A 21,730-nucleotide genomic window follows, 5' to 3' on the forward strand; every position below is an offset into this window, starting at 1 on the left:
GCTAACGAGGATCATTTTCCGAAACGGTAATAAACGGTTCGGTCAGTGATAGCGTGATCTCATTGGAAGAGACACGCTGACCCTGCTCATCTTCTACCACCACAGACAACCGCCAGCGGTTTGTCGCGCCTTCGCTGCTGTCCCACTTAGGCATAATAATCGTCCAGCCTTGCGCGCTTCGGTTATCGCTACCCGCCGTTAAACTCAACGCCTGGGTATCACCCTGCCAGGTCAAATGGCGGATCCCATGCAAACTACGCACCTGCAGCTTCAGCGCCACCGTCTCACCAGACTTGAGATCCCAGGGCGGCGTGGCCAAAAATACCGACAATGTTTTACGCTGGCGATATTCCAGCGTCGGCAGATTGTTACGCTGCGGATCGTCATAACGACTGCCGCGCAGCGATCGGCTGTTTGCCACCTCGCTGACCATCAGCTGTTTTTTTAGCGGCACGCCAAAGCGGTAATTCAGCGTTAAGCCGAGGTTATTCTGGCTGACTCCGCTTTCGCCCTGCTTATGTTGTGCCGTCACGGTAATCAACGGCACCGGCGTATAGCTCAATCCCAGATTCACCGCCACAGGATTGTGGTACCCGGTTCCGGAATGAAACAGATCCACCCGGTCGCCAAAATACTGTTCCACGCTGACGCTGGTATTGAGGTGTTGATAGAACGGCATGCGCATTTGCGCAGTCAGGTCGTAGCCGCGGGCCATCCGTTGTTCCTGGGTTGCGGAACGCTCCTGCCAGGAGGACAGCGGTTGGTAATAGTTAGCGGATAAGCGCAAGTATTCACCCCACGCCTCGGCGCCAAGGCCTCCCCGGGGCAGATTTTCATCCAACAGGTTGTCATAAAAGGTGTTGTAACCCAGAAACCAGCCGTCGCGTACCCAGCGCTGCCCAATCCCCGCATTGCTGACTAAACCTTCGTCCTGTTGCGTCAGCCCCAACTGGCTCCAGGTTAAATATCGTTGATTGTCCTGCCATGGGATAAACCAGCTTCCCCGACTTCCGGTAAAGCTGCCTTCGTTATCCATCTGCAATCCAACGCTGGCGTTTCCCCAGGGAGAGAGCCAGGATTCCAGTTGCTGATTAACCTGTTCGCTGACCGTGTCACGCACCTGACCAAATGCGAACTGCTTCGCCTGTTCACCCGTATCAAGCCCGTTATCGGTCATGCTGGCTTCACCAAACGCTTTGACCATTTCAGCAAAGTGCTTTTCGCCTGCCCGCGACTCCGGCGCCATACCGAGATCGGGTAAGCCATCACTATTGTTATCGAAAGGGTTTTCAGCCTGGTGAATAAAAGATGTCCGTGCGTTGGCAATACCGCCTGCCAATGGCAAGAGTGAGAATACAGCGAGAGAAAAATAAATATTACGGCTCAAATCGTCAGTTGTCTCTTACATCAATTAATTAGACACACTTAACCTAAACCATAACGTCTTCGGCTGTTAATTGCAGCCTTTATCCCCGTTTTCGGGATTTTCTGACATGGATAATTAGAGGTACCCACTCCTGCAACCATGCTTTCTTTCCCACATCAGGAACAGGGAGTAACATACACGCCAGGAATTATCCCTTCCATCTGACAACAGGAGTAATAATGCAAAAGATAGTGATCGTCGCGAACGGTGCAGCCTATGGAAGCGAATCGTTATTTAATAGCCTGCGTCTGGCCATCGCCCTGCGCGAACAGGAAGCGGATCTCGACCTGCGTCTGTTTTTAATGTCGGACGCGGTAACGGCGGGGCTTAGCGGTCAAAAACCTGCGGAAGGATACAATATTCAGCAAATGCTGGAGATCCTGACGGCGCAAAATGTGCCGGTCAAACTGTGCAAAACCTGCACCGATGGCCGTGGGATCACGACGCTGCCGTTAATTGACGGAGTAGCCGTCGGCACGCTGGTTGAACTGGCTCAATGGACGCTGGCTGCAGATAAAGTGCTGACCTTCTGACAGCGCTTGCAGGCACGCGCACTGAAAGTGCCGGAAATTTCCGGATTTAATCTTAGATGGGCGCGGTTTCGTTGAACGTTAGCACGCCTTTTCAACCCTTTTGAGGAATTTTGTCACTTTTGTTTAATCGTTATGCCATTTTTTGATCAAAATCAGCATCCTGTTGCCCCCCCTTTGGTGTTATGCAATGAGTGAAATGTGAACAACATCACGCAGCACTTTCGACAGAAAGTACGTTGTTTTCAAGAACGGGGTGAAAAATGGCATTAGTGAAGGCGAGTTTAAAGTTATTTGGTGGTGATACGGTAGTCGTGCGCTGTTCTGAGCGTTGCCACATCCACCTGATGAGCGAGAAAAATCACGTCAAAGACACGCAGTCCGACATCTTAAGCGTGCAGGATCGTGATAACGCATGGTTAACCGTACCGTATACCGGCGTCTGGAATGTGCTGATCGACAGCCATAGCCAGTCGCTTGAGCATTCGATAAGTTTTATTGCAGCCTAAGCGTTAAACGCCCGATAAGCACCTGGCTTATCGGGCATACAACATCGGGCGATATTAGGCAAATCCTGGACGCATAACACCTTCCGGCAGATTCTCTCCCAACAATCGTTTGACCGTGATCACCAGATCGTTAAGACAATCATCCTGCATCCCCAACTTGACCAGCTCCTGTTCCAGTGAGAACAGATACTGGGCGTTGGTGCCTAAAGGTCCGCTCGCCGCGGCGATAAGCGGCGCAATAACCTGCGCGCGCGTGTCTGACTCAAACAGCGGATGACGCGGATCCATAATAAAGACCAGTGCGTTCACCGTCCTGCCGTCATCAAGCGCCAACTGACACCAGGTCGGCAGATAACAGCCGGTGATCATTTCTCGCTTCCACAGCAGTGAAAGCTCTTGTTCCAGGGACGCGTCCGGCAAACGGTAGGCCACTCCGGTGGTGCGTCCGCCCTCTTTCAGGGCCAGCATACGTCCTGGCTGACACGCCGTTCCTCGCCCCGCCGTCAGACGCAGGCAAAAGGCACGGTGCCAGCCGACTAACGTCCCGGTACAGGACTCTTCAAATTCTAAGGCCGGGTTCCACATCAATGATCCATAACCGAAGATCCACACCGGTCCATCATCTGGTCGGCATGCAAGCGTGGCAGCAAGTGAGGCTGCACGTTGTTCCGCTGACCAGAGTAGTGATTCTTCAATAGCACCAAATGCCGTCTTGCAGTCGGCATTCAATAAAAAATCACGCGTTAACACCTTACACCTCCGCCACTGCTGCTTCCCTGCGACAACTTTTTTGACGCCTTCCGGGCTTTTTAACTGCTCATTTTGAAACCAATAGCTGGACAATAGGCAATTCACCGCTCGCTTGCAAGCCAGCAACGGCGCGGCGTAGCACGATTCGCTAACGCCTGATGCAAGCTAGTTCATAAAGGCATTATAATTGATACTGTTACGCCTTTTTATGCCATTTATCATCATCACCTTTTTGATAATCATTTTTGACCGCGGCCCACGCCACCTTGTGTGCTGTCTCTTCACGGGTAGCATCATCACGACGGTCAGATTTATCTTTATATTGTTCCCAGGCGCTGTTGAAAGCTTCTTTGTAGATGTCCTGAGCATGGGCTGGCAGAACATGCTGCACGCTTTCAGGCAGATCGCTTTTGGATTTATATGGCATTGTGAACTCCTCTTTTTAGGCTAAACCTTAAGTGTGGTTAACAATGCGGTGATGCGCCAATAATGGGCATTTATAGAAAATTTCTTCATCTAACCTTCTGTTAATTAAACAGTCTATAAACTAGAACTTTGTTTTTGACCGCTTTGAGAGGAAAAATAAGCGATGTAGTAAAATTTCGTAAAATGTCACCTACAAAACCAAGTTTTCTGTTATTTTTTACATTCTTTAATACTTTTTATAATTATATACCCTAAATAATTCGAGTTGCTTAAAGGCGGCAAGGGAGTGAATCCCCAGGAGCATAGATAACTATGTGACTGGGGTGAGCGAGCGTAGCCAACACATAAGCAACTTGAAGTATGACGGGTATAAATACCTGCAGAGACGGAGAATTAATTCAATGACACACGTACATGAGGCGGTAAAAACCCGCCACAAGGAGACCTCTCTCGTCTTCCCGATTTTGGCACTGGTAGTACTGTTCTTATGGGGGAGCAGTCAGTCACTACCAGTGGTCATCGGCATTAATGCGCTGGCCCTTATTGGTATATTAAGCAGTGCATTCAGTGTTGTCCGTCATGCGGATGTATTAGCACATCGACTTGGCGAACCCTACGGGTCGCTGATCCTCAGCCTGTCCGTTGTTATTCTTGAAGTCAGCTTAATCTCCGCATTAATGGCGACCGGCGATGCAGCGCCTACGCTCATGCGCGATACGCTATATTCAATCATTATGATCGTAACCGGCGGTCTGGTCGGTTTTTCATTACTGTTAGGTGGCCGTAAATTTGCCACTCAGTATATGAATCTGTTTGGTATTAAGCAGTATTTAATTGCTCTGTTCCCACTGGCCATTATTGTACTGGTGTTCCCGATGGCTTTACCGGGTGCGAATTTCACTACCGCACAAGCGCTGTTGGTGGCGTTAATTTCTGCGGCAATGTACGGTGTATTTTTGCTGATCCAAACTAAAACGCACCAGAGTCTGTTCATTTACGAGCATGAAGACGAGGGTGACGACGACGACCCGCATCACGGTAAACCGTCAGCACATAGCAATTTATGGCACGCTGCCTGGCTTATCATTCATCTGATCGCCGTTATTGCTGTGACCAAGATGAACGCCAGCCCGCTGGAGACATTGCTGACTGAACTGAATGCGCCGGTCGCCTTTACCGGTTTCCTGGTAGCGTTACTGATCCTCTCTCCTGAAGGGCTGGGTGCGCTGAAAGCGGTTCTGAGCAACCAGGTACAGCGGGCGATGAATTTGTTTTTCGGTTCAGTATTAGCCACCATTTCACTGACCGTTCCGGTAGTGACCCTGATCGCATGGGCAACCGGGAATGATTTGGTCTTTGCGCTGGGCGCGCCAGAGATGATTGTGATGGTTTCATCACTGGTACTGTGCCACATCTCTTTCTCCACCGGACGCACCAACGTGCTTAACGGTGCGGCGCATCTGGCGCTGTTTATCGCCTATCTGATGACGATATTTGCCTGATGAGTTTTTCTGGTAGAACCCACGGCCCTTCTCAGGGCCGTTTTCTTTTACCGCTCACAGCTCCGGATAAACCTGTTGACCATCGACAAACGTTAATAACGACTCCGTTTGGTGCAATTTGTCTGCCGGAATAGCCATAATATCCTGATTAAGCACCGCAAAATCGGCGAACTTACCTTCCCGCAAACTACCCCTCTGCTGTTCTGCAAAAGCCAGCCAGGCGGCATTTCGGGTATACATTTTTAACGCATCTTCCCGACTTAACTGGCGGGTGTCATGGCGTACTGAGCCGTCGAGTGCTTTACCTGTGACATGATACTCAATGGCATGCCACACTCCCGCAACGCCAATCCGCGTCGCATCTGTACCGCCGGCAACGATTACCCCCTGCTCTAACGCGGGTTGAACTGGTGATGAGAGTGCCGCCACCGTTTTACCATTTGCGCGTCCAATGGCGGGAGATTCAAAATATGGCCCCATCTGGACAGAATAGGCCAAGCCGAGTTTCTTCATGCGGGTAATTGTTTCTGGCGTACCGGTATTGAGATGCGCAATAGACCAGCGTAACGGAGCAATGTCATACGATTTAGCCACCTCGCTAATGAGATCTAAAATCGCATCCGCACTGTCATCGGTATAGGCATGTATTTCTACGGCGACCCCTTCCTGGGCGGCAAGCTGGAGCACCTTAAATTGTTCTTGTTGGGATTGTGCAGAAGACTTAAATCCAGATGACATCCGTACGCCGTCATTCATTGCCATCACCAGGCTTTCACCGAAGCCCAGAAAGGCTATTCTGCCGTCATCGTGTATTGCCGGGCGAAATGCCAGACGTTGTTTAAACCATTCCGTTTCATTACCAGGCGGTGCGGATAAACGATATCCAACACGTATCCTGAGAGGTTGCTGCTGCTGAAGTTTAAAGAAATCACGATAAGCTTGCTCATGCCCGGCAGAAGGATCGATAAACCCGACCACGCCGCGTTTATTTAAATAACGAACAAAGGCGTTAAGGTTCTTTTCAACATCGGAAGTCTGGCTAATCTGGGCGAAAAGCTGGTTAAAACTGCCAATGGTCCCGCGCAATTTCCCCGTTGCCAGCCCTTTGTCATCGCGTTCTATCACGATCCCTGCCGGAACATCCGGCTGTGGACTATTAAGTTTTAGGGTCTCGATAGCCTTTTGATTTAACAGGGCATAGTCATAAAGGCTTTGTATATACGCAGGATGCTGAGGCACCGCCTGATTCAGTTCCTGAACCGTCGGATCCCGTTTTTCAGCAAATTGTTCAGGTATCCATGAGCCAGCCACCGCCACCCATTGCGCAGTATTTTTCTGTGCCGCAGATTGCGACAATTTATTTAACGCATCGGGTAAATTTTTAGTATCAAACCAGTAGGTTTCAAATAAAAACGTCCTCCCACCCCGAATGCCATGCAGATGCGCATCAATTAATCCCGGAATAACGGTTTGCCCCGTAAGATTGATTTCCTTCGTGTTCGGTCCGGACCATTTTTTCACCGTTTCATTATTACCCACCGCAATAATATGCCGCCCTTTTACCGCCAGCGCCTGCGCGTTGGGTTGTTGTTCATCCATGGTAATCAGCTTGCCGTTATACAAAATAACATCGGCCTTGTCCTGAGAATGCGCCAGAAATGAAGTTCCGATCAGAATTGCGGCCAACGTTGCTTTGCGAATAGCCGGAGGGGGAGTATTAAAGCGAAGTCCCAGTTTACCCATCATATTTATCTACCTTTTCACGTGATGAAAATCAGGAAAGCTGATGCCGCACCGCTACGCTAGCGATTCGCGCGCTGGCTAGCAGACGTTCGAACGAATGCCCGCAACGCGCTTTTCCCGACAGGCCAAGCATTGTGGTACTGATGTAATCAGTCAGGCTGTCAGCCTCTTTAGGATGCCGCTGTGCGATAAAGTCGTGAATTTTATGTTCGGCAGCCGAGTAGAAATTCCGCGCGACCTTCCGCGCTTGCGGATCGTTACTGTGCGTGCCCTCCAGGACCAAACATCCCGGCGTATGCGGATCTGCGGCATAACGTCGCGCCGCCTCTTCAAGCAGATCGGTAAGACATTCAGAAACGGGTTTGTCGGGGCGCAAAATATCATCAAACGGAATCGCCTCAGTTTGTACGTAGCGGTCAAGAACACGTTCATAAAGACCGATTTTGTTCCCAAAAGCAGCATAGAAACTGGGGGGCTTGATCGACAACGCCGCGGTGACATCCGCCACGCTAACGGCGTCATAGCCATGTGCGTGAAACAAGGGTTGTACTTTGGCAACGGCCATTTCTGGATCAAAATTACGTGGGCGTCCAGGTGCTCGAGTGCATTTTGTAGTGTTCATTACAAATCCATTGACAGAAAACTGTGCACCTATTATATATCGATCACTACATAATTGTTCAAGGAGTACCTCATGTCTTCTTTTAATGGCAAGTCAGTTCTGGTTCTTGGCGGCAGTCGTGGGATTGGCGCGGCTATCGTGCGCCGTTTTGCCGCGGATGGCGCATCGGTTACCTTTACCTATTCAGGCTCCCCTGACGCTGCCAAAGCGCTTGCTGATGAGACGGGTACCCAGACAGCGCAAACCGATAGCGCCGATCGTAACGCCGTCATCAACCGGGTACGCGAAAGCGGCCCGCTGGACGTGCTGGTAGTTAATGCAGGCATTATTCTGTTTGGTGATGCGCTGGAGCAGGATCCGGATGACGTGGAGCGCCTGTTCCGGATTAACATTCACTCCCCATACTATGCGGCCGTGGAAGCGGCACGACAGATGCCTGACGGCGGACGCATTATCATTATTGGTTCTGTGAATGGCGACCGTATTCCTCTTGCTGGCCTGGCCTCTTATGCGGCGAGTAAATCAGCGCTGCAAGGGCTGGCCCGGGGGCTGGCACGTGATTTTGGACCGCGGGGCATTACGGTAAACGTGGTTCAACCGGGTCCTATTGATACCGATGCCAACCCGGAAGATGGCCCACTGAAAGAGGTGATGCACAGTTTTATGGCGCTAAAACGACATGGCCGTCCAGAGGAAGTTGCGGGAATGGTTGCCTGGCTTGCAGGCCCTGAGGCTGGATTTGTGACGGGGGCAATGCATACAATTGACGGTGCGTTTGGCGCCTGACGGCCACCCTTAACACTTTTCTCAAACAGCAGTCCGAAGAGATATCTCTCCGGACTGCATTACTTTCTTAGTTCTCAGTATCCAGCTCGTCGAAGCTTTTAACCAGGTCATCAATCGCTTTAATCTGAGTCAGGAACTGTTCCAGTTTCGCCAGCGGCAGCGCGGATGGACCGTCGCATTTCGCATTGACTGGATCAGGATGCGCTTCAATAAACAGACCGGCCAGACCTACCGCCATACCTGCGCGCGCCAGTTCAGTAACCTGCGCACGACGACCGCCGCTTGCTGCGCCAAACGGGTCACGGCATTGCAGCGCATGGGTAACGTCAAAAATCACCGGCGAGTTGCCAGAAACTTTCTTCATCACGCTGAAGCCCAGCATATCCACAACCAGGTTGTCATAACCAAAGTTCGCGCCACGGTCGCACAGAATTACTTTGTCGTTGCCGCCTTCATGGAATTTATCCACGATATTGCCCATCTGGCCCGGGCTTACGAACTGCGGTTTTTTCACGTTGATAACAGCACCGGTTTTCGCCATCGCTTCCACCAGATCGGTCTGACGAGCGAGGAAGGCCGGCAGCTGAATCACATCCACCACGTCAGCAACAGGCTGAGCCTGGCTGGCTTCGTGAACGTCGGTGATCACTTTTACGCCAAAAGTCTGCTTCAGTTCCTGGAAGATTTTCATCCCTTCTTCAAGGCCCGGCCCACGGTAAGAGTGGATGGAAGAACGGTTGGCTTTATCAAAGGAGGCTTTGAACACGTAAGGGATACCCAGCTTTTGAGTAACGGTTACGTAGTGCTCACAAATGCGCATCGCCAGATCGCGGGATTCCAGCACGTTCATTCCGCCAAACAGCACGAACGGCAGGTCATTTGCCACGTTGATGTCGCCAATGCTAACCACTTTTTGTTTCATAGGATCGCCTTAAACGGTAGGTAAAGTGTCATTAATCAATGCAATACAATTTGCTTGTGCGAAATAGTATTAATCTGCGCACGAATCATTTCGCTGATCGGGTCTTCCGGACACTGTTCAACGAAATAACTTAAATCGGTCAGCGCAACATGTTCACACTCCAGCTGCGCGTAAATTAATCCACGATCGCGTATTTCATACGGATCTTCAGGATTAAACTGTAATAGTGCTTCGCTGGCACGCAGCGCCAGCTCCATTTGCCGCTCTTCCATCAGCGATGATTTCAGCGTGTCGAGCAGCTTACGAATTACTTCTGCATTATCCGCCTCATCCAGGTCTTCGTTAAACAGCTCCGCGACCGGGCTGATATTCCCCTTCAGCCACACTTCCAGCGTGTGCTCATTTAACGTTTCGCCATTGAACGGATTGATTAGCCACATTTCGCCATCGAGCGATTCAATACGCAGGATGAGTTGTGTCGGGAAAATCACCGGCACCAGTGGCAGCTCCAGTCGGTTGGCAATCCACAATAAGATCGCACCCAGGGATACGGCACTGCCCTGACGATTTTTCAGTACCTGATCAAGCCATAGTGCATCAGAAAGGCGATAGACGCCGTGGGTATCCGTAAAACCCCATTCGCCGTAAAAAAGTGCCAGCAGTTTTTCCAGTTGCTCATCCTGAGACAGGAGCTGGCTAATTTCTTCTTGCGCCAGACTGACCAGACGTTCCAGTTCGTCATAGACAGTTTGTGTTGGAAAATCCAGACGGATAGACTCCGACGCCAGGATCATCCCATCACACAATGGCGCTTTATTAAATTCGAAATCAGCTAACGACCTCATGCTTACCCCAGTAACGGTATTTTTGTGGTGGCGAGTTTAATGATGATGTACAGCACCACCAGCGCCAGCGGAAAAGCGATTAATCGCGCCTGCTGACTGCGCGCCCGACGATAATCGAGCGCAATAAAACCCAAAACGATGTAAATGATAACCCCAAACAGCTTTTCAGTCAGCCATGTCCCGTGCTCAGTGAATGGCAGGATGTGCGCTTTAACCATTAACGCTACGCCGCTGAGTAATAAAACGGTATCGACAACCGGCGGCACGATGCGCGTCCAGCGCGCGCAGGCAAGGCACGAGTCGGTGTAACGCCACCAAAATCGCAGCGTCAGCAAACCAACCGAAAGCGCAATGCTGATGAGATGGACGTTGAGTAACACACCGAAGGTACTCATGATGGGATGCGTCCAAGCGTAATTCGCTCGTTGCCGCCATAGTCACGACAGGTTTCAACCGCCAGGTAACCCGCACGAGTAAAGGCATCACGGACGGCCTCGCCCTGCTGCCAACCATGTTCCAGCAACAGATAGCCGCCGGGGGTTAACATGCGCTGAGACTGGTCGATGATATGCACGATATCCGCCAGCCCCTGATCGCCCGCCACCAGCGCCGACAGCGGTTCAAAGCGAACGTCGCCTTGCGCCAGGTGCGGATCCTGTTCGTCGATATACGGCGGATTGCTGACAATCATGTCAAACTGCTGTCCCTGCAATGCGCTGAACCAGTTACTTTGCAGCACGCAAACATTGTCGATGCCCAGTTGCTGCTTGTTGCGAATGGCCAGTGCCACGGCATCAGGCATGCGGTCTACAGCTGTCACTGCACAATCCGGACGCTCGGTTGCCAGCGCCAGCGCAATGGCACCCGTGCCGGTTCCCAAATCGAGAATACGACACGCTGAGGCCGGCAGGCGAGCCAGCGCCTGCTCCACCAGACACTCGGTATCCGGACGCGGAATAAGCGTGGCTGGAGACACAAACAGCGGCAACGACCAGAACTCACGCACGCCGGTTAAGTGCGCCACCGGCTCTCCCCGCTGACGCCGCTCCAGTAGCGTATCAAGCTGTTGACGCTGCGCCTCGGTTAACTCCGTTTCGCCGAAAGCCAGAATAAAGGTGCGCCCTTTGCCAGTAACGAACTCGAGTAAAATCTCGGCGTCACGGCGCGGGCTTTCGCTTGCCTGTAATTGGCTTATCGCTTCACGCAGCCAGTGCTGATAATCCATTAATCCTGCTCGGACAATGCCGCCAGTTGATCGGCCTGGTATTCCTGGACAATCGGCTCAATGAGCATATCCAGTTTGCCTTCCATCGCTTCATCCAGACGGTAGAGCGTCAGGTTAATGCGGTGATCGGTCACACGACCCTGCGGGAAGTTATAGGTACGGTTACGATCGCTGCGATCGCCACTGCCCAACAGGTTGCGGCGTTCAGAGGCTTCCGCCTGTTGACGTCTTGCCACTTCTGCGGCACGAATTCGCGCCCCCAGCACCGACATCGCTTTAGCTTTGTTTTTATGCTGTGAACGTTCGTCCTGGCATTCCACTACGATACCGGTCGGTAAGTGGGTAATACGGATTGCGGAGTCGGTGGTGTTAACGTGCTGACCGCCCGCACCTGATGAACGGAAGGTGTCAATACGCAGATCGGCCGGGTTGATGTCCGGCAGTTCGGCATCCGGCAGTTCCGGCATAACCGCGACCGTACAGGCAGAGGTATGAATACGCCCCTGTGATTCAGTCGCAGGTACGCGCTGCACGCGATGGCCGCCAGACTCAAACTTCAGTCGCCCGTAAACGCCTTCGCCGCTAATCTTGGCAATGACTTCTTTAAACCCGCCATGCTCGCCTTCGCTGGCGCTCATGATCTCAACCCGCCAGCGACGCGATTCTGCGTAACGGCTGTACATGCGGAACAGATCGCCGGCAAACAGCGCCGCTTCATCACCACCGGTTCCCGCGCGCACTTCGAGGAAGGCGTTACGTTCGTCATCGGGATCTTTAGGTAATAGCAGGACCTGCAGATGCTGTTCCAGCTGCTCACATTTCTCTTTTGCTTCGCGCAGTTCATCCTGCGCCATTTCACGCATTTCAGGATCGTCGAGCATCATCTGAGCCGTCTCGATATCTTCCTGAACCTGTTGCCAGTCCGTAAAACAGCGAGATACATCGCTTAATTGCGCATATTCGCGCGACAGCGCACGAAAGCGATCCTGGTCTGCGATAGTACCCGCATCACCGAGCAGCGCCTGAACTTCTTCATGGCGTTCATGCAGGGCTTCCAGTTTGGCAACGATAGAAGGCTTCATAGGCGTAAATGCACCCTGTAAAAAATAAGATTGGTGTGCTGCTACTCCAGCCCGAGGCTGTCGCGCAGAATATTCAGGCGTTCACTATCCCCGTCACGGGCGGCCTGTTGAAGTGATTTGGTTGGTGCATGAATCAGGCGATTGGTCAGTTTCCAGGCCAGATCCTGCATAATGGCTTGCGCATCACCGCCCTGTTGAAGAGCGGCCAACGCTTTGGCGGTCAGTTCATCACGGATCTGTTCTGACTGACTGCGATACTCGCGGATAGTGTCGCTTGCGCCCTGGGCGCGTAGCCAGGCCATAAACTCGCTGGCTTCCTGCTCCACTATCGTTTCGGCTTCCACCGCCGCCGCTTTGCGCTGGGCCAGGTTATGCGAAATGATGCTTTGCAGGTCATCAACGCTGTACAGATAGGCGTTAGACAATTTACCCACTTCCGGCTCGACATCGCGCGGTACGGCGATATCCACCAGCAACATAGGCTGATTACGGCGGTTTTTAAGCGCACGTTCCACCATTCCTTTGCCGATAATCGGCAGCGGACTGGCGGTAGAACTGATAATGATATCGGCATCCTGTAAACGCGCGTCTATATCACTCAGTGAAATCACCTCGGCGCCGACTTCATCCGCCAGCACCTGCGCACGCTCGCGAGTGCGGTTGGCGATGATCATCTTCTTCACTTTGTGTTCGCGCAAATGACGCGCCACCAGCTCGATGGTCTCGCCTGCACCGACTAACAGCACGGTTACCGTGGAGAGCGATTCAAATATCTGCCGCGCCAGCGTACAGGCGGCAAAAGCCACGGAAACAGCGCTGGCGCCGATGTCAGTTTCTGTACGTACACGTTTTGCGACAGAGAATGATTTCTGGAACATGCGTTCCAGCGCACTGGCGTTCAGGTGACCTTTTTGCGAATCCGCAAACGCTTTTTTCACCTGCCCCAGAATTTGCGGTTCACCGAGCACCAGTGAATCCAGACCGCTGGCAACACGCATCAAATGACTGACCGCGTCGTTGTCCTGGTGCCAGTACAAGCTGTTGCGCAGATCTTCTTCATTGAGGTTATGGTATTCACACAGCCAGCGAACCAGCGCTTCTTGCAGGTTATCCTGCTCTTCAACGCTGAGATACAGCTCCGTGCGGTTACACGTCGACAGCACTACCCCGCCCTGCACCATTGGCTGCGCGAGCAGGCTGTCCAGCGCCTGATCGAGCGTATCCGGCGAAAACGTTACGCGTTCTCGCAGCGATACAGGTGCCGTTTTATGGTTAATACCAAGCGCTAAAAGGGTCATGTGTGCGGGAATAGTACCAGCGTTGATAAGGTTAGACTGGGTGCATCATACAGGATGCGTGCGGTCAATAAAAGAGACTGACCCCTTTTGGAGTAATAGCTTAGTGCACAAATTTAAGCGATTTAAGATAACTTGAACGTAGACGATGTCTGATGGCGGCGCTAGCATTAAGAGTTATAACTGCAACGTATCTCAAGGATTTGTCATCATTATGACCCTGCCTGATTTTCGCCTGATTCGCCTGCTGCCGCTGGCGGCCCTGGTTCTTACTGCCTGTACGCTCAACGCGCCTAAAGGTCCCGGTAAAAGCCCCGATTCTCCGCAGTGGCGCCAGCACCAACAGGAAGTTCGCGCCCTGAACCAGTATCAGACGCGTGGTGCGTTTGCCTATATTTCCGATCAACAGAAAGTGTATGCCCGCTTTTTCTGGCAGCAAACCGGTCAGGATCGCTATCGTCTCCTGCTGACCAACCCTCTGGGCAGCACTGAACTGGAACTTAATGCGCAGCCGGGCAACGTCGAACTGGTCGATAACAAAGGCAAGCATTACACCGCCGACGACGCTGAAGAGATGATCGGCAAACTGACCGGCATGCCTATCCCATTAAACAGCCTGCGCCAGTGGATCCTTGGACTGCCAGGTGACGCCACCGATTATAAGCTCGACGACCAATATCGTCTGAGTGAAGTGAACTACAGCAAAGACGGTAAAAACTGGAAAGTGGTCTATAGCGCCTACGACAGCAAAACCCAGCCAGCGATGCCAGCAAACATGGAGCTGTCCGACGGCTCCCAGCGTATTAAGCTGAAAATGGATAACTGGATTGTGAAATGATGACCCATTGGCCCTCTCCGGCAAAACTGAATTTGTTTTTATACATCACCGGACAGCGTGCGGACGGTTACCACACGCTGCAGACCTTATTTCAGTTTCTTGATTATGGCGACACGATAGATATTACGCCGCGTAGCGACGGCGAAATTCACCTGTTAACCCCAGTGGAAGGCGTTGCGCATGAAGACAATCTGATCGTCCGTGCGGCACGTTCGCTGATGAAAGCGGCATCTGAAAGCAATTGCCTTCCCAAAGGGAGCGGTGCGGACATCAGTATCGACAAACGCCTGCCGATGGGCGGCGGTCTTGGCGGAGGTTCGTCTAATGCGGCAACCGTTCTGGTGGCGTTGAACCATCTCTGGCAGTGCGGACTTTCGGTTGATGAACTGGCGGCACTCGGCTTAACGCTGGGGGCGGATGTTCCCGTATTCGTGCGCGGCCATGCGGCCTTTGCCGAAGGCGTTGGCGAAATTCTGACGCCGGTCGAGCCTGAGGAAAAGTGGTATCTGGTTGCTCATCCGGGAGTCAGTATTCCGACACCGGTGATTTTTAACGATCCCGACCTCCCGCGCAACACGCCAAAAAGGTCAATAAAAACGTTACTAAAATGTGAATTCGGCAATGATTGCGAGGTTATCGCAAGAAAACGTTTTCGCGAGGTTGATGCGGCGCTTTCCTGGCTGTTAGAATACGCGCCGTCGCGCCTGACTGGTACAGGGGCTTGTGTCTTTGCTGAATTTGACACTGAGTCTCGTGCTCGCCAGGTGCTTGAGCAAGCCCCGGAATGGCTCAAAGGCTTTGTGGCGAAAGGCGTCAACCTCTCCCCATTGCACAGAGCGTTACTCTAAATCCTTCGGATTTCAGGAAGATGGCGAAATGACGAATCGCCAGGTGCATACAACTTCAGTATGTAACTGGTGTGAGGAATTGATGCCAGCGCAAATGAAACGCGAAAGATAAAGAGTAAGCCGGGCAAGCTGAGTTGCGGTGACAACGTCACCCTGTTCCAGACGTTGCATCGCGCTCTTTAATACACCGCATGGAGAGGATACTGCCTGGCCCGCACAGTTTTCGGCAGATTCTTTCCACCAATGGACGCATGCCTGAGGTTCTTCTCGTGCCTGATATGAAGCTTTTTGCTGGTAACGCCACCCCGGAACTAGCACAACGTATTGCCAACCGCCTGTACACTTCACTCGGCGACGCCGCTGTAGGTCGCTTTAGCGACGGCGAAGTCAGCGTACAAATTAATGAAAATGTACGCGGTGGTGATATTTTCATCATCCAGTCCACTTGTGCCCCTACTAACGACAACCTGATGGAATTGGTCGTTATGGTTGATGCGCTGCGCCGTGCTTCCGCAGGCCGTATCACCGCCGTTATTCCTTACTTCGGCTATGCACGTCAGGATCGTCGCGTACGTTCCGCTCGTGTACCGATTACCGCTAAAGTCGTCGCTGATTTCCTGTCCAGCGTTGGCGTTGACCGCGTCCTCACCGTTGACCTGCATGCTGAACAGATCCAGGGCTTCTTTGACGTACCGGTTGATAACGTATTCGGTAGCCCGATCCTGTTAGAAGACATGCTGCAGCTGAACCTGGACAACCCGATTGTGGTTTCTCCGGATATCGGTGGCGTCGTGCGTGCCCGCGCTATCGCTAAACTGCTGAACGATACCGACATGGCTATCATCGACAAACGTCGCCCGCGTGCGAACGTTTCTCAGGTGATGCACATTATTGGTGACGTTGCAGGTCGTGACTGTGTTCTGGTTGATGACATGATCGATACCGGCGGTACGCTGTGCAAAGCAGCAGAAGCACTGAAAGAACGTGGTGCTAAACGCGTATTTGCGTACGCCACTCACCCGATCTTCTCAGGTAATGCGGCAAACAACCTGCGCAACTCAGTGATTGATGAAGTCGTTGTCTGTGACACTATTCCACTGACTGACGAAATCAAAGCGCTGCCAAACGTGCGTACATTGACCCTGTCGGGTATGCTGGCCGAAGCGATTCGTCGTATCAGCAACGAAGAATCCATCTCTGCTATGTTCGAGCATTAATCGAGCCCGGCTCAAAAACCCGCTGCGGCGGGTTTTTTTATCTGCAATACTTATTTGTATGACTTATGCCTCCTTCACCTGCCATTTAGTTGACAGATGATGCGCTCATGGATGAAACATTATTGTGAACAGATTATTTTCCTCACATGTGATGCCTTTCCGCGCCCTCATCGACGCTTGTTGGAAAGAAAAATATACTGCCTCTCGCTTTACCCGTGACCTGATCGCCGGGATAACCGTTGGGATCATCGCCATTCCGCTGGCAATGGCCCTGGCAATAGGCAGTGGCGTTGCGCCGCAGTACGGCCTGTATACCTCAGCCGTCGCTGGGATTGTTATCGCCCTTACCGGGGGATCGCGCTTTAGCGTATCTGGCCCAACCGCCGCCTTCGTGGTGATTCTGTATCCGGTGTCGCAACAGTTTGGGCTGGCAGGCCTGCTGGTTGCCACGCTCATGTCCGGGATATTCCTGATCCTTTTCGGCCTCGCTCGTTTTGGCCGCCTGATCGAATATATCCCCGTGTCGGTAACGTTAGGTTTTACATCGGGTATTGGTATCACCATCGGTACCATGCAGATTAAAGATTTTCTTGGCCTGCAGATGGCCCATGTCCCGGAGCACTATCTGCAGAAGGTTGGTGCGCTGTTTATGGCCTTGCCGACCATCAATTTCGGCGATGCCGCCATTGGCGTAGTGACGCTGGGGATCCTGATTTTCTGGCCGCGCCTGGGGATCCGACTGCCGGGTCACCTTCCCGCACTGCTGGCAGGCTGTGCGGTAATGGGTATCGTGAACCTGACCGGCGGCCATGTCGCCACCATTGGTTCTCAGTTCCACTACATTCTGGCTGACGGCTCACAGGGTAATGGTATCCCGCAGTTGCTGCCGCAGCTGGTCCTGCCGTGGAATATGCCGGAATCAAACTTTACCCTGAGCTGGAGCTCGTTACAGGCGCTGTTACCGGCAGCCTTCTCGATGGCGATGCTGGGGGCAATTGAATCTCTGCTGTGCGCCGTCGTACTCGATGGGATGACCGGCACCAAGCATAAAGCTAACAGCGAGTTGATTGGCCAGGGGCTGGGTAACATCGTGGCACCGTTCTTTGGCGGTATCACCGCCACAGCGGCAATTGCCCGCTCTGCGGCAAACGTCCGCGCCGGGGCGACCTCGCCAATCTCTGCGGTTATCCACGCGATTCTGGTGATCCTTGCCCTGCTGGTACTTGCACCGCTGCTTTCCTGGTTACCGCTTTCCGCCATGGCCGCCCTGCTGCTGATGGTGGCATGGAACATGAGTGAAGCGCATAAAGTGGTGGATTTGCTGCGCCATGCACCGAAAGACGACATCATTGTCATGCTGATGTGTATGTCGCTGACGGTACTGTTCGACATGGTTATTGCCATCAGCGTCGGTATCGTTCTCGCCTCTCTGCTGTTTATGCGTCGTATTGCGCGCATGACTCGCCTGGCGCCGGTCAACGTAGACGTACCGGACGATGTGCTGGTGCTGCGCGTTATTGGTCCGCTGTTCTTTGCCGCGGCGGAAGGATTATTTACCGATCTTGAGTCGCGTATTGAAGGTAAACGCATCGTAGTCTTGAAGTGGGACGCGGTCCCGGTACTGGATGCCGGTGGTCTGGACGCTTTCCAGCGCTTTGTAAAACGTCTGCCGGAAGGTTGTGAATTACGCATCAGTAATCTGGAATTCCAGCCGCTACGAACCATGGCGCGCGCGGGTATTCAGCCGATTGCCGGGCGCCTGACGTTCTTCCCGAATAAAGATGCTGCGCTAGCAGATATCCGCTAACGTGTAGCCCGGCCAGGCGAAACGCCGCCGGATTGCAAATGACAGACAAAAAAATGGCTCCCTTACCTGGGAGCCATTTTTATAACAAGCTTATTGCTTACGCGTTCAACAGTTGCTCAGCCGTTGCCTTCACGCTTGCCAGCAGGACTTTAACATCCTCCAGACATACCGTCGGATTGAGCAGCGTTAGCTTCAGGCAGGTGACACCATCTGCTTCGGTCACGCCGACGTTGGCGCTACCAGAAGCCAGCAGAACGTCACCAATACGCTGGTTCAGCAGCGCGACAAACGCCATGTCGTCACTTTGCGGGCGGAAGCGGAACAGCACGCTTGCCAGCTGCGGCTCCATCACCAGTTCAAGATGTGGCTGGGTTTTGACAAACTCAGCAACATCACGCGCCAGCGTCACACCGTTATCAATGATCTCGGCATACTGCTTTTTGCCCAGCGCTTCGAGGCCCATCCACAGCTTCAGCGCATCGAAACGGCGCGTGGTCTGCAGCGACTTCGATACCAAGTTTGGTACGCCAGCCTCTTCATCGAAATCAGAGTTCAGGTACGCCGCCTGGTAACGCATCAGCTCGTAGTGGCGCGCATCTTTTAACAGGAACGCACCGCAACTTATGGTCTGGAAGAACTGCTTGTGGAAATCCAGCGTCACGGAATCTGCCAGTTCAAGGCCGTTCAGGAAGTCACGGTACTTCTCAGAAAGCAGTAACGCCCCGCCCCATGCCGCATCCACGTGCATCCAGATCTGATGTTCTGCAGCCAGCGCTGCAATATCCGCTAACGGATCGATTGCGCCCGCATCGGTAGTACCGGCAGTGGCGACGATTGCCATCACCTGCTCACCGTTGGCTTTCGCCTGGGCCAGCTTGTCTTTCAGGTCAGCCAGATCCATGCGTGAAAACGCATCGGTCTTCACCTGGGTGACGGAACGGTAGCCCAGCCCCATCAGCGCCATGTTCTTCTGCACGGAGAAGTGCGCGCTTTCAGAGCAGAACACTTTGATTTTACTCAGATCACCGGTCAGACCATCCTGCTGAATGGAGTGCCCCTGGCGAGCGAAAAAAGCATCACGCGCCAGCATCAGGCCCATCAGGTTACTCTGCGTACCGCCGCTGGTGAATACGCCCGCATCGCCTGCCGGGTATCCAACCTGCTCACGCAACCACTCGATCAGCTTGATCTCAATGATGGTGGCCGACGGGCTCTGGTCCCAGGAGTCCATACTCTGGTTGGTGGCGTTGATCAGCACTTCCGCCGCCTGGCTAATCACCAGGCTCGGGCAGTGCAGATGCGCCACGCACTGCGCATGGTGAACCAACAAGCTGTCTTTGAGAAAGTATTCAACCGCACGCTCAATAGCGGCCTGGTTGCCCAGGCCCTGAGACGTAAAACTCAGGTTGATACGTTCACGCAGTTGCTCAACGGTTTTACCCTGATACATCTCAGGCTGCTTTAACCATTCAACGACCGCTTGCGTACTCTGCTCGATAGCGTCCTGATAAGCTGCAATGCTTTGCGCCGAGCCGGACAGAATCGGATTTACGTCTGACATTCGATCCAACTCCGTTTAAACCGGCTTCACGCCAGCGCCCAGCAGGGCGTTTTCGAATTTATCGAGGAAGATTTCCAGCTCAGCGTTGGTGATCAGCAGTGACGGCAACAGGCGCAGCACGCAACCATTGCGGCCACCACGCTCCAGAATCAGCCCATTTTCGAAGCATTTTTTCTGCAGCAACGCGGACAGCTCGCCATCGGCCGGGTAGCAGCCCATGTGATCCTGCGCTTCGTTCGGCTTCACGATTTCCAGGCCGATCATCAGACCCAGACCGCGCACCTGGCCGATAACCGGGTAGCGTTTCTGCAGGTCAGCCAGTTTGCCTTTCAGCCACTCGCCCTGGGCAGCAACTTTATCGGCAATCTTGTCGTCTTTGAGGATCTTCAGCGTTGTCAGACCGGTCGCCATCGCCAACTGGTTGCCGCGGAAAGTACCAGTGTGGTGGCCCGGAGCCCACGCATCGAACTGCTTTTTAATGCCCAGCACCGCCAGTGGCAGACCGCCGCCAACCGCTTTGGACATCACGATGATATCTGGCTCAATACCGGCGTGTTCGAAGGCGAACAGTTTACCGGTACGTGCAAAGCCCGCCTGAACTTCATCGATGATCAGCAGAATGCCGTGTTCCTGCGTCACTTTACGAATGCGTTGCAGCCACTCGACCGGAGCCGGATTCACGCCACCTTCACCCTGCACCGCTTCGAGGATCACGGCAGCCGGTTTACGCACGCCGCTTTCAACGTCGTTGATCAGGTTTTCGAAGTAGTAGGTTAATGCTTTAACGCCAGCGTCGCCGCCGATACCCAGCGGACAACGGTATTGATGCGGATACGGCATAAACTGCACTTCCGCCATCATGTTGCTGACCGCTTCTTTCGGCGACAGGTTGCCGGTCACGGACAGCGCGCCGTGGGTCATCCCGTGGTAGCCACCGGAGAAACTGATGATGCTGGAACGGCCGGTGACTTTCTTCGCCAGCTTCAGCGCCGCTTCAACAGCATCTGCGCCGGACGGACCGGTGAACTGCAGGCAATATTCTTTGCCCTGACCCGGTAATAAAGAAAGTAAATAAGATGAGAATTCATCTTTTAACGGCGTGGTAAGGTCAAGCGTATGTAACGGTAAGCCGCTTGTGATGACACTTTGAATGCTCTGCAGCACTTCAGGATGGTTATGACCAAGCGCCAGGGTTCCGGCACCTGCCAGGCAATCAAGATATTGATTATTTTCTACATCAGTAATCCAGACGCCCTGCGCTTTAGCGATCGCTAATGGCAGTTTACGTGGATAGCTGCGGACATTAGATTCAAACTCAGCCTGTCTTGCTAAAAAGGTATCATTGCTCTGCGGTAATGAATTAGCACTTAAAGTATCAATACGGACTTTATCCGTCATCATATCACTCCTACAACCAGGTGTAGATTAACGCCTGATTGAATAAATGGTTATAAGGATTACCTGTAAAAAAGCGCGGCTAATATATGTTGTTTTAGCTTAGGACTCAATCATTTATTTTTCGGCATTAAAAATAACAACTTTCCCCTTTAAATTCAAAGTGTAACAACCATTTACCATTACTAAATCCTAAAGAAATATATCTATTTAATTAACAATGTTGTAGCTAATTGCAACGCAGACAATCTAATAAAAACCATGGAATTTTCGTGTTTTTATTATTTTTTTACACGTTTTTACCATTAATGATGCTCGCAATATCTTGTGATGACATGATTTTTCACTTATTTGTCGATAAATCGAATAAAAAAGTCGATCCCTCAATATAAATCACTTAG

The 21,730-nt window shown here is 52.4% G+C and carries 21 protein-coding genes; 8 read left to right on the top strand and 13 right to left on the bottom strand.

The window, feature by feature from the left end; translation table 11 throughout:
- Position 1: 1 nt before the first annotated feature.
- Positions 2-1,387, bottom strand: a complete 1,386-nt coding sequence (locus tag OGX86_RS08815) for a YchO/YchP family invasin (RefSeq protein WP_081364695.1) — start codon at positions 1,385-1,387, stop codon at positions 2-4.
- Between the two features lie 218 nt (positions 1,388-1,605).
- Here OGX86_RS08815 and OGX86_RS08820 point away from each other — a divergent pair, with 218 nt between their 5' ends.
- Together OGX86_RS08820 and OGX86_RS08825 are read left to right on the top strand one after the other, a co-directional pair.
- Positions 1,606-1,959 carry a DsrE/DsrF/TusD sulfur relay family protein gene (locus OGX86_RS08820; protein WP_048216246.1) on the top strand — a complete coding sequence of 118 codons (354 nt, stop codon included), beginning with the start codon at positions 1,606-1,608 and terminating at the stop codon, positions 1,957-1,959.
- A gap of 260 nt (positions 1,960-2,219) precedes the next feature.
- Positions 2,220-2,465, top strand: coding sequence for a DUF1883 domain-containing protein (locus OGX86_RS08825; protein WP_038641131.1), 246 nt, complete (start codon positions 2,220-2,222; stop codon positions 2,463-2,465).
- A gap of 54 nt (positions 2,466-2,519) precedes the next feature.
- On the opposite strand, the gene OGX86_RS08830 is transcribed toward OGX86_RS08825, so the two are convergent.
- On the bottom strand, positions 2,520-3,215 hold the full coding sequence (locus OGX86_RS08830; RefSeq protein WP_016156738.1) for a gamma-glutamylcyclotransferase: 696 nt from the start codon (positions 3,213-3,215) through the stop codon (positions 2,520-2,522).
- Between the two features lie 196 nt (positions 3,216-3,411).
- A complete protein-coding gene (gene chaB / locus OGX86_RS08835) occupies positions 3,412-3,642 on the bottom strand; it encodes a putative cation transport regulator ChaB (RefSeq protein WP_008784971.1) in 231 nt (76 codons plus the stop codon).
- 400 nt (positions 3,643-4,042) lie between these two features.
- On the opposite strand from chaB, the gene chaA reads away from it, so the two are divergent.
- On the top strand, positions 4,043-5,143 hold the full coding sequence (gene chaA / locus OGX86_RS08840) for a sodium-potassium/proton antiporter ChaA (RefSeq protein ID WP_048216245.1): 1,101 nt from the start codon (positions 4,043-4,045) through the stop codon (positions 5,141-5,143).
- 54 nt (positions 5,144-5,197) lie between these two features.
- Here chaA and OGX86_RS08845 read toward each other — a convergent pair whose 3' ends face one another.
- Together OGX86_RS08845 and OGX86_RS08850 are read right to left on the bottom strand one after the other, a co-directional pair.
- Positions 5,198-6,889, bottom strand: coding sequence for an amidohydrolase (locus OGX86_RS08845; RefSeq protein ID WP_053069273.1), 1,692 nt, complete (start codon positions 6,887-6,889; stop codon positions 5,198-5,200).
- Between the two features lie 28 nt (positions 6,890-6,917).
- Positions 6,918-7,508 (bottom strand): TetR/AcrR family transcriptional regulator, encoded by a 591-nt coding sequence (locus OGX86_RS08850; protein ID WP_286639832.1) that lies wholly within the window; start codon positions 7,506-7,508, stop codon positions 6,918-6,920.
- Between the two features lie 72 nt (positions 7,509-7,580).
- On the opposite strand from OGX86_RS08850, the gene bdcA reads away from it, so the two are divergent.
- Positions 7,581-8,294, top strand: a complete 714-nt coding sequence (bdcA, locus tag OGX86_RS08855; protein ID WP_286639834.1) for an SDR family oxidoreductase — start codon at positions 7,581-7,583, stop codon at positions 8,292-8,294.
- Between the two features lie 67 nt (positions 8,295-8,361).
- Here the strand turns inward: bdcA and kdsA are convergent, their stop codons facing one another.
- The 6 genes from kdsA to hemA are packed head-to-tail and all read right to left on the bottom strand — an operon-like array spanning position 8,362 to position 13,666.
- Entirely contained in the window at positions 8,362-9,216 is an 855-nt protein-coding gene (gene kdsA, locus OGX86_RS08860; RefSeq protein WP_136391949.1) for a 3-deoxy-8-phosphooctulonate synthase, read from the bottom strand.
- Between the two features lie 35 nt (positions 9,217-9,251).
- Positions 9,252-10,061 (bottom strand): invasion regulator SirB1, encoded by an 810-nt coding sequence (gene sirB1, locus OGX86_RS08865; RefSeq protein WP_003020775.1) that lies wholly within the window; start codon positions 10,059-10,061, stop codon positions 9,252-9,254.
- Positions 10,062-10,063: 2 nt separating this feature from the next.
- A complete protein-coding gene (gene sirB2, locus OGX86_RS08870; protein WP_048224049.1) occupies positions 10,064-10,456 on the bottom strand; it encodes an invasion regulator SirB2 in 393 nt (130 codons plus the stop codon).
- Positions 10,453-11,286 carry a peptide chain release factor N(5)-glutamine methyltransferase gene (gene prmC, locus OGX86_RS08875; protein WP_048216241.1) on the bottom strand — a complete coding sequence of 278 codons (834 nt, stop codon included), beginning with the start codon at positions 11,284-11,286 and terminating at the stop codon, positions 10,453-10,455. The genes sirB2 and prmC overlap by 4 nt, the downstream gene beginning before the upstream one ends.
- Positions 11,286-12,368: a peptide chain release factor 1 gene (prfA, locus tag OGX86_RS08880; protein ID WP_003020786.1), complete on the bottom strand. Its 1,083-nt coding sequence runs from the start codon at positions 12,366-12,368 to the stop codon at positions 11,286-11,288. The genes prmC and prfA overlap by 1 nt, the downstream gene beginning before the upstream one ends.
- Before the next feature lie 41 nt (positions 12,369-12,409).
- Complete coding sequence (hemA, locus tag OGX86_RS08885) at positions 12,410-13,666, bottom strand: glutamyl-tRNA reductase (RefSeq protein ID WP_003833420.1); 1,257 nt, start codon at positions 13,664-13,666, stop codon at positions 12,410-12,412.
- A gap of 211 nt (positions 13,667-13,877) precedes the next feature.
- On the opposite strand from hemA, the gene lolB reads away from it, so the two are divergent.
- The 4 genes from lolB (at position 13,878) to dauA (ending at position 18,373) form a co-directional block, all read left to right on the top strand.
- On the top strand, positions 13,878-14,501 hold the full coding sequence (lolB, locus tag OGX86_RS08890; protein ID WP_003833422.1) for a lipoprotein insertase outer membrane protein LolB: 624 nt from the start codon (positions 13,878-13,880) through the stop codon (positions 14,499-14,501).
- Positions 14,498-15,349, top strand: coding sequence for a 4-(cytidine 5'-diphospho)-2-C-methyl-D-erythritol kinase (gene ispE, locus OGX86_RS08895; RefSeq protein WP_008784980.1), 852 nt, complete (start codon positions 14,498-14,500; stop codon positions 15,347-15,349). Before lolB ends, ispE begins: the two co-directional genes overlap by 4 nt.
- Positions 15,350-15,618: 269 nt before the next feature.
- Positions 15,619-16,566 carry a ribose-phosphate diphosphokinase gene (prs, locus tag OGX86_RS08900; protein WP_001518537.1) on the top strand — a complete coding sequence of 316 codons (948 nt, stop codon included), beginning with the start codon at positions 15,619-15,621 and terminating at the stop codon, positions 16,564-16,566.
- 124 nt (positions 16,567-16,690) lie between these two features.
- Positions 16,691-18,373 carry a C4-dicarboxylic acid transporter DauA gene (gene dauA, locus OGX86_RS08905; protein WP_071692414.1) on the top strand — a complete coding sequence of 561 codons (1,683 nt, stop codon included), beginning with the start codon at positions 16,691-16,693 and terminating at the stop codon, positions 18,371-18,373.
- Positions 18,374-18,470: 97 nt separating this feature from the next.
- On the opposite strand, the gene OGX86_RS08910 is transcribed toward dauA, so the two are convergent.
- Complete coding sequence (locus OGX86_RS08910) at positions 18,471-19,934, bottom strand: pyridoxal phosphate-dependent decarboxylase family protein (RefSeq protein ID WP_410741882.1); 1,464 nt, start codon at positions 19,932-19,934, stop codon at positions 18,471-18,473.
- Between the two features lie 15 nt (positions 19,935-19,949).
- The gene (locus tag OGX86_RS08915) at positions 19,950-21,335 is read right to left on the bottom strand and encodes a diaminobutyrate--2-oxoglutarate transaminase (RefSeq protein ID WP_008784983.1); all 1,386 of its coding nucleotides are present in this window, start codon (positions 21,333-21,335) and stop codon (positions 19,950-19,952) included.
- Positions 21,336-21,730: the final 395 nt, after the last annotated feature.

The sequence above is a fragment of the Citrobacter sp. Cpo040 genome (assembly GCF_030332915.1).
GTDB classification, from domain to species: domain Bacteria; phylum Pseudomonadota; class Gammaproteobacteria; order Enterobacterales; family Enterobacteriaceae; genus Citrobacter; species Citrobacter portucalensis.

Coding starts and splice junctions, on each gene's coding strand:
- kdsA (WP_136391949.1), bottom strand. CDS start 9,216: ATGAAACAAAAAGTGGTTAGCATTGGCGACATCAACGTGGCAAATGAC.
- sirB1 (WP_003020775.1), bottom strand. CDS start 10,061: ATGAGGTCGTTAGCTGATTTCGAATTTAATAAAGCGCCATTGTGTGAT.
- OGX86_RS08820 (WP_048216246.1), top strand. CDS start 1,606: ATGCAAAAGATAGTGATCGTCGCGAACGGTGCAGCCTATGGAAGCGAA.
- OGX86_RS08825 (WP_038641131.1), top strand. CDS start 2,220: ATGGCATTAGTGAAGGCGAGTTTAAAGTTATTTGGTGGTGATACGGTA.
- chaA (WP_048216245.1), top strand. CDS start 4,043: ATGACACACGTACATGAGGCGGTAAAAACCCGCCACAAGGAGACCTCT.
- chaB (WP_008784971.1), bottom strand. CDS start 3,642: ATGCCATATAAATCCAAAAGCGATCTGCCTGAAAGCGTGCAGCATGTT.
- OGX86_RS08915 (WP_008784983.1), bottom strand. CDS start 21,335: ATGATGACGGATAAAGTCCGTATTGATACTTTAAGTGCTAATTCATTA.
- sirB2 (WP_048224049.1), bottom strand. CDS start 10,456: ATGAGTACCTTCGGTGTGTTACTCAACGTCCATCTCATCAGCATTGCG.
- prfA (WP_003020786.1), bottom strand. CDS start 12,368: ATGAAGCCTTCTATCGTTGCCAAACTGGAAGCCCTGCATGAACGCCAT.
- OGX86_RS08845 (WP_053069273.1), bottom strand. CDS start 6,889: ATGATGGGTAAACTGGGACTTCGCTTTAATACTCCCCCTCCGGCTATT.
- ispE (WP_008784980.1), top strand. CDS start 14,498: ATGATGACCCATTGGCCCTCTCCGGCAAAACTGAATTTGTTTTTATAC.
- prmC (WP_048216241.1), bottom strand. CDS start 11,286: ATGGATTATCAGCACTGGCTGCGTGAAGCGATAAGCCAATTACAGGCA.
- lolB (WP_003833422.1), top strand. CDS start 13,878: ATGACCCTGCCTGATTTTCGCCTGATTCGCCTGCTGCCGCTGGCGGCC.
- OGX86_RS08910 (WP_410741882.1), bottom strand. CDS start 19,934: ATGTCAGACGTAAATCCGATTCTGTCCGGCTCGGCGCAAAGCATTGCA.
- OGX86_RS08850 (WP_286639832.1), bottom strand. CDS start 7,508: ATGAACACTACAAAATGCACTCGAGCACCTGGACGCCCACGTAATTTT.
- bdcA (WP_286639834.1), top strand. CDS start 7,581: ATGTCTTCTTTTAATGGCAAGTCAGTTCTGGTTCTTGGCGGCAGTCGT.
- hemA (WP_003833420.1), bottom strand. CDS start 13,666: ATGACCCTTTTAGCGCTTGGTATTAACCATAAAACGGCACCTGTATCG.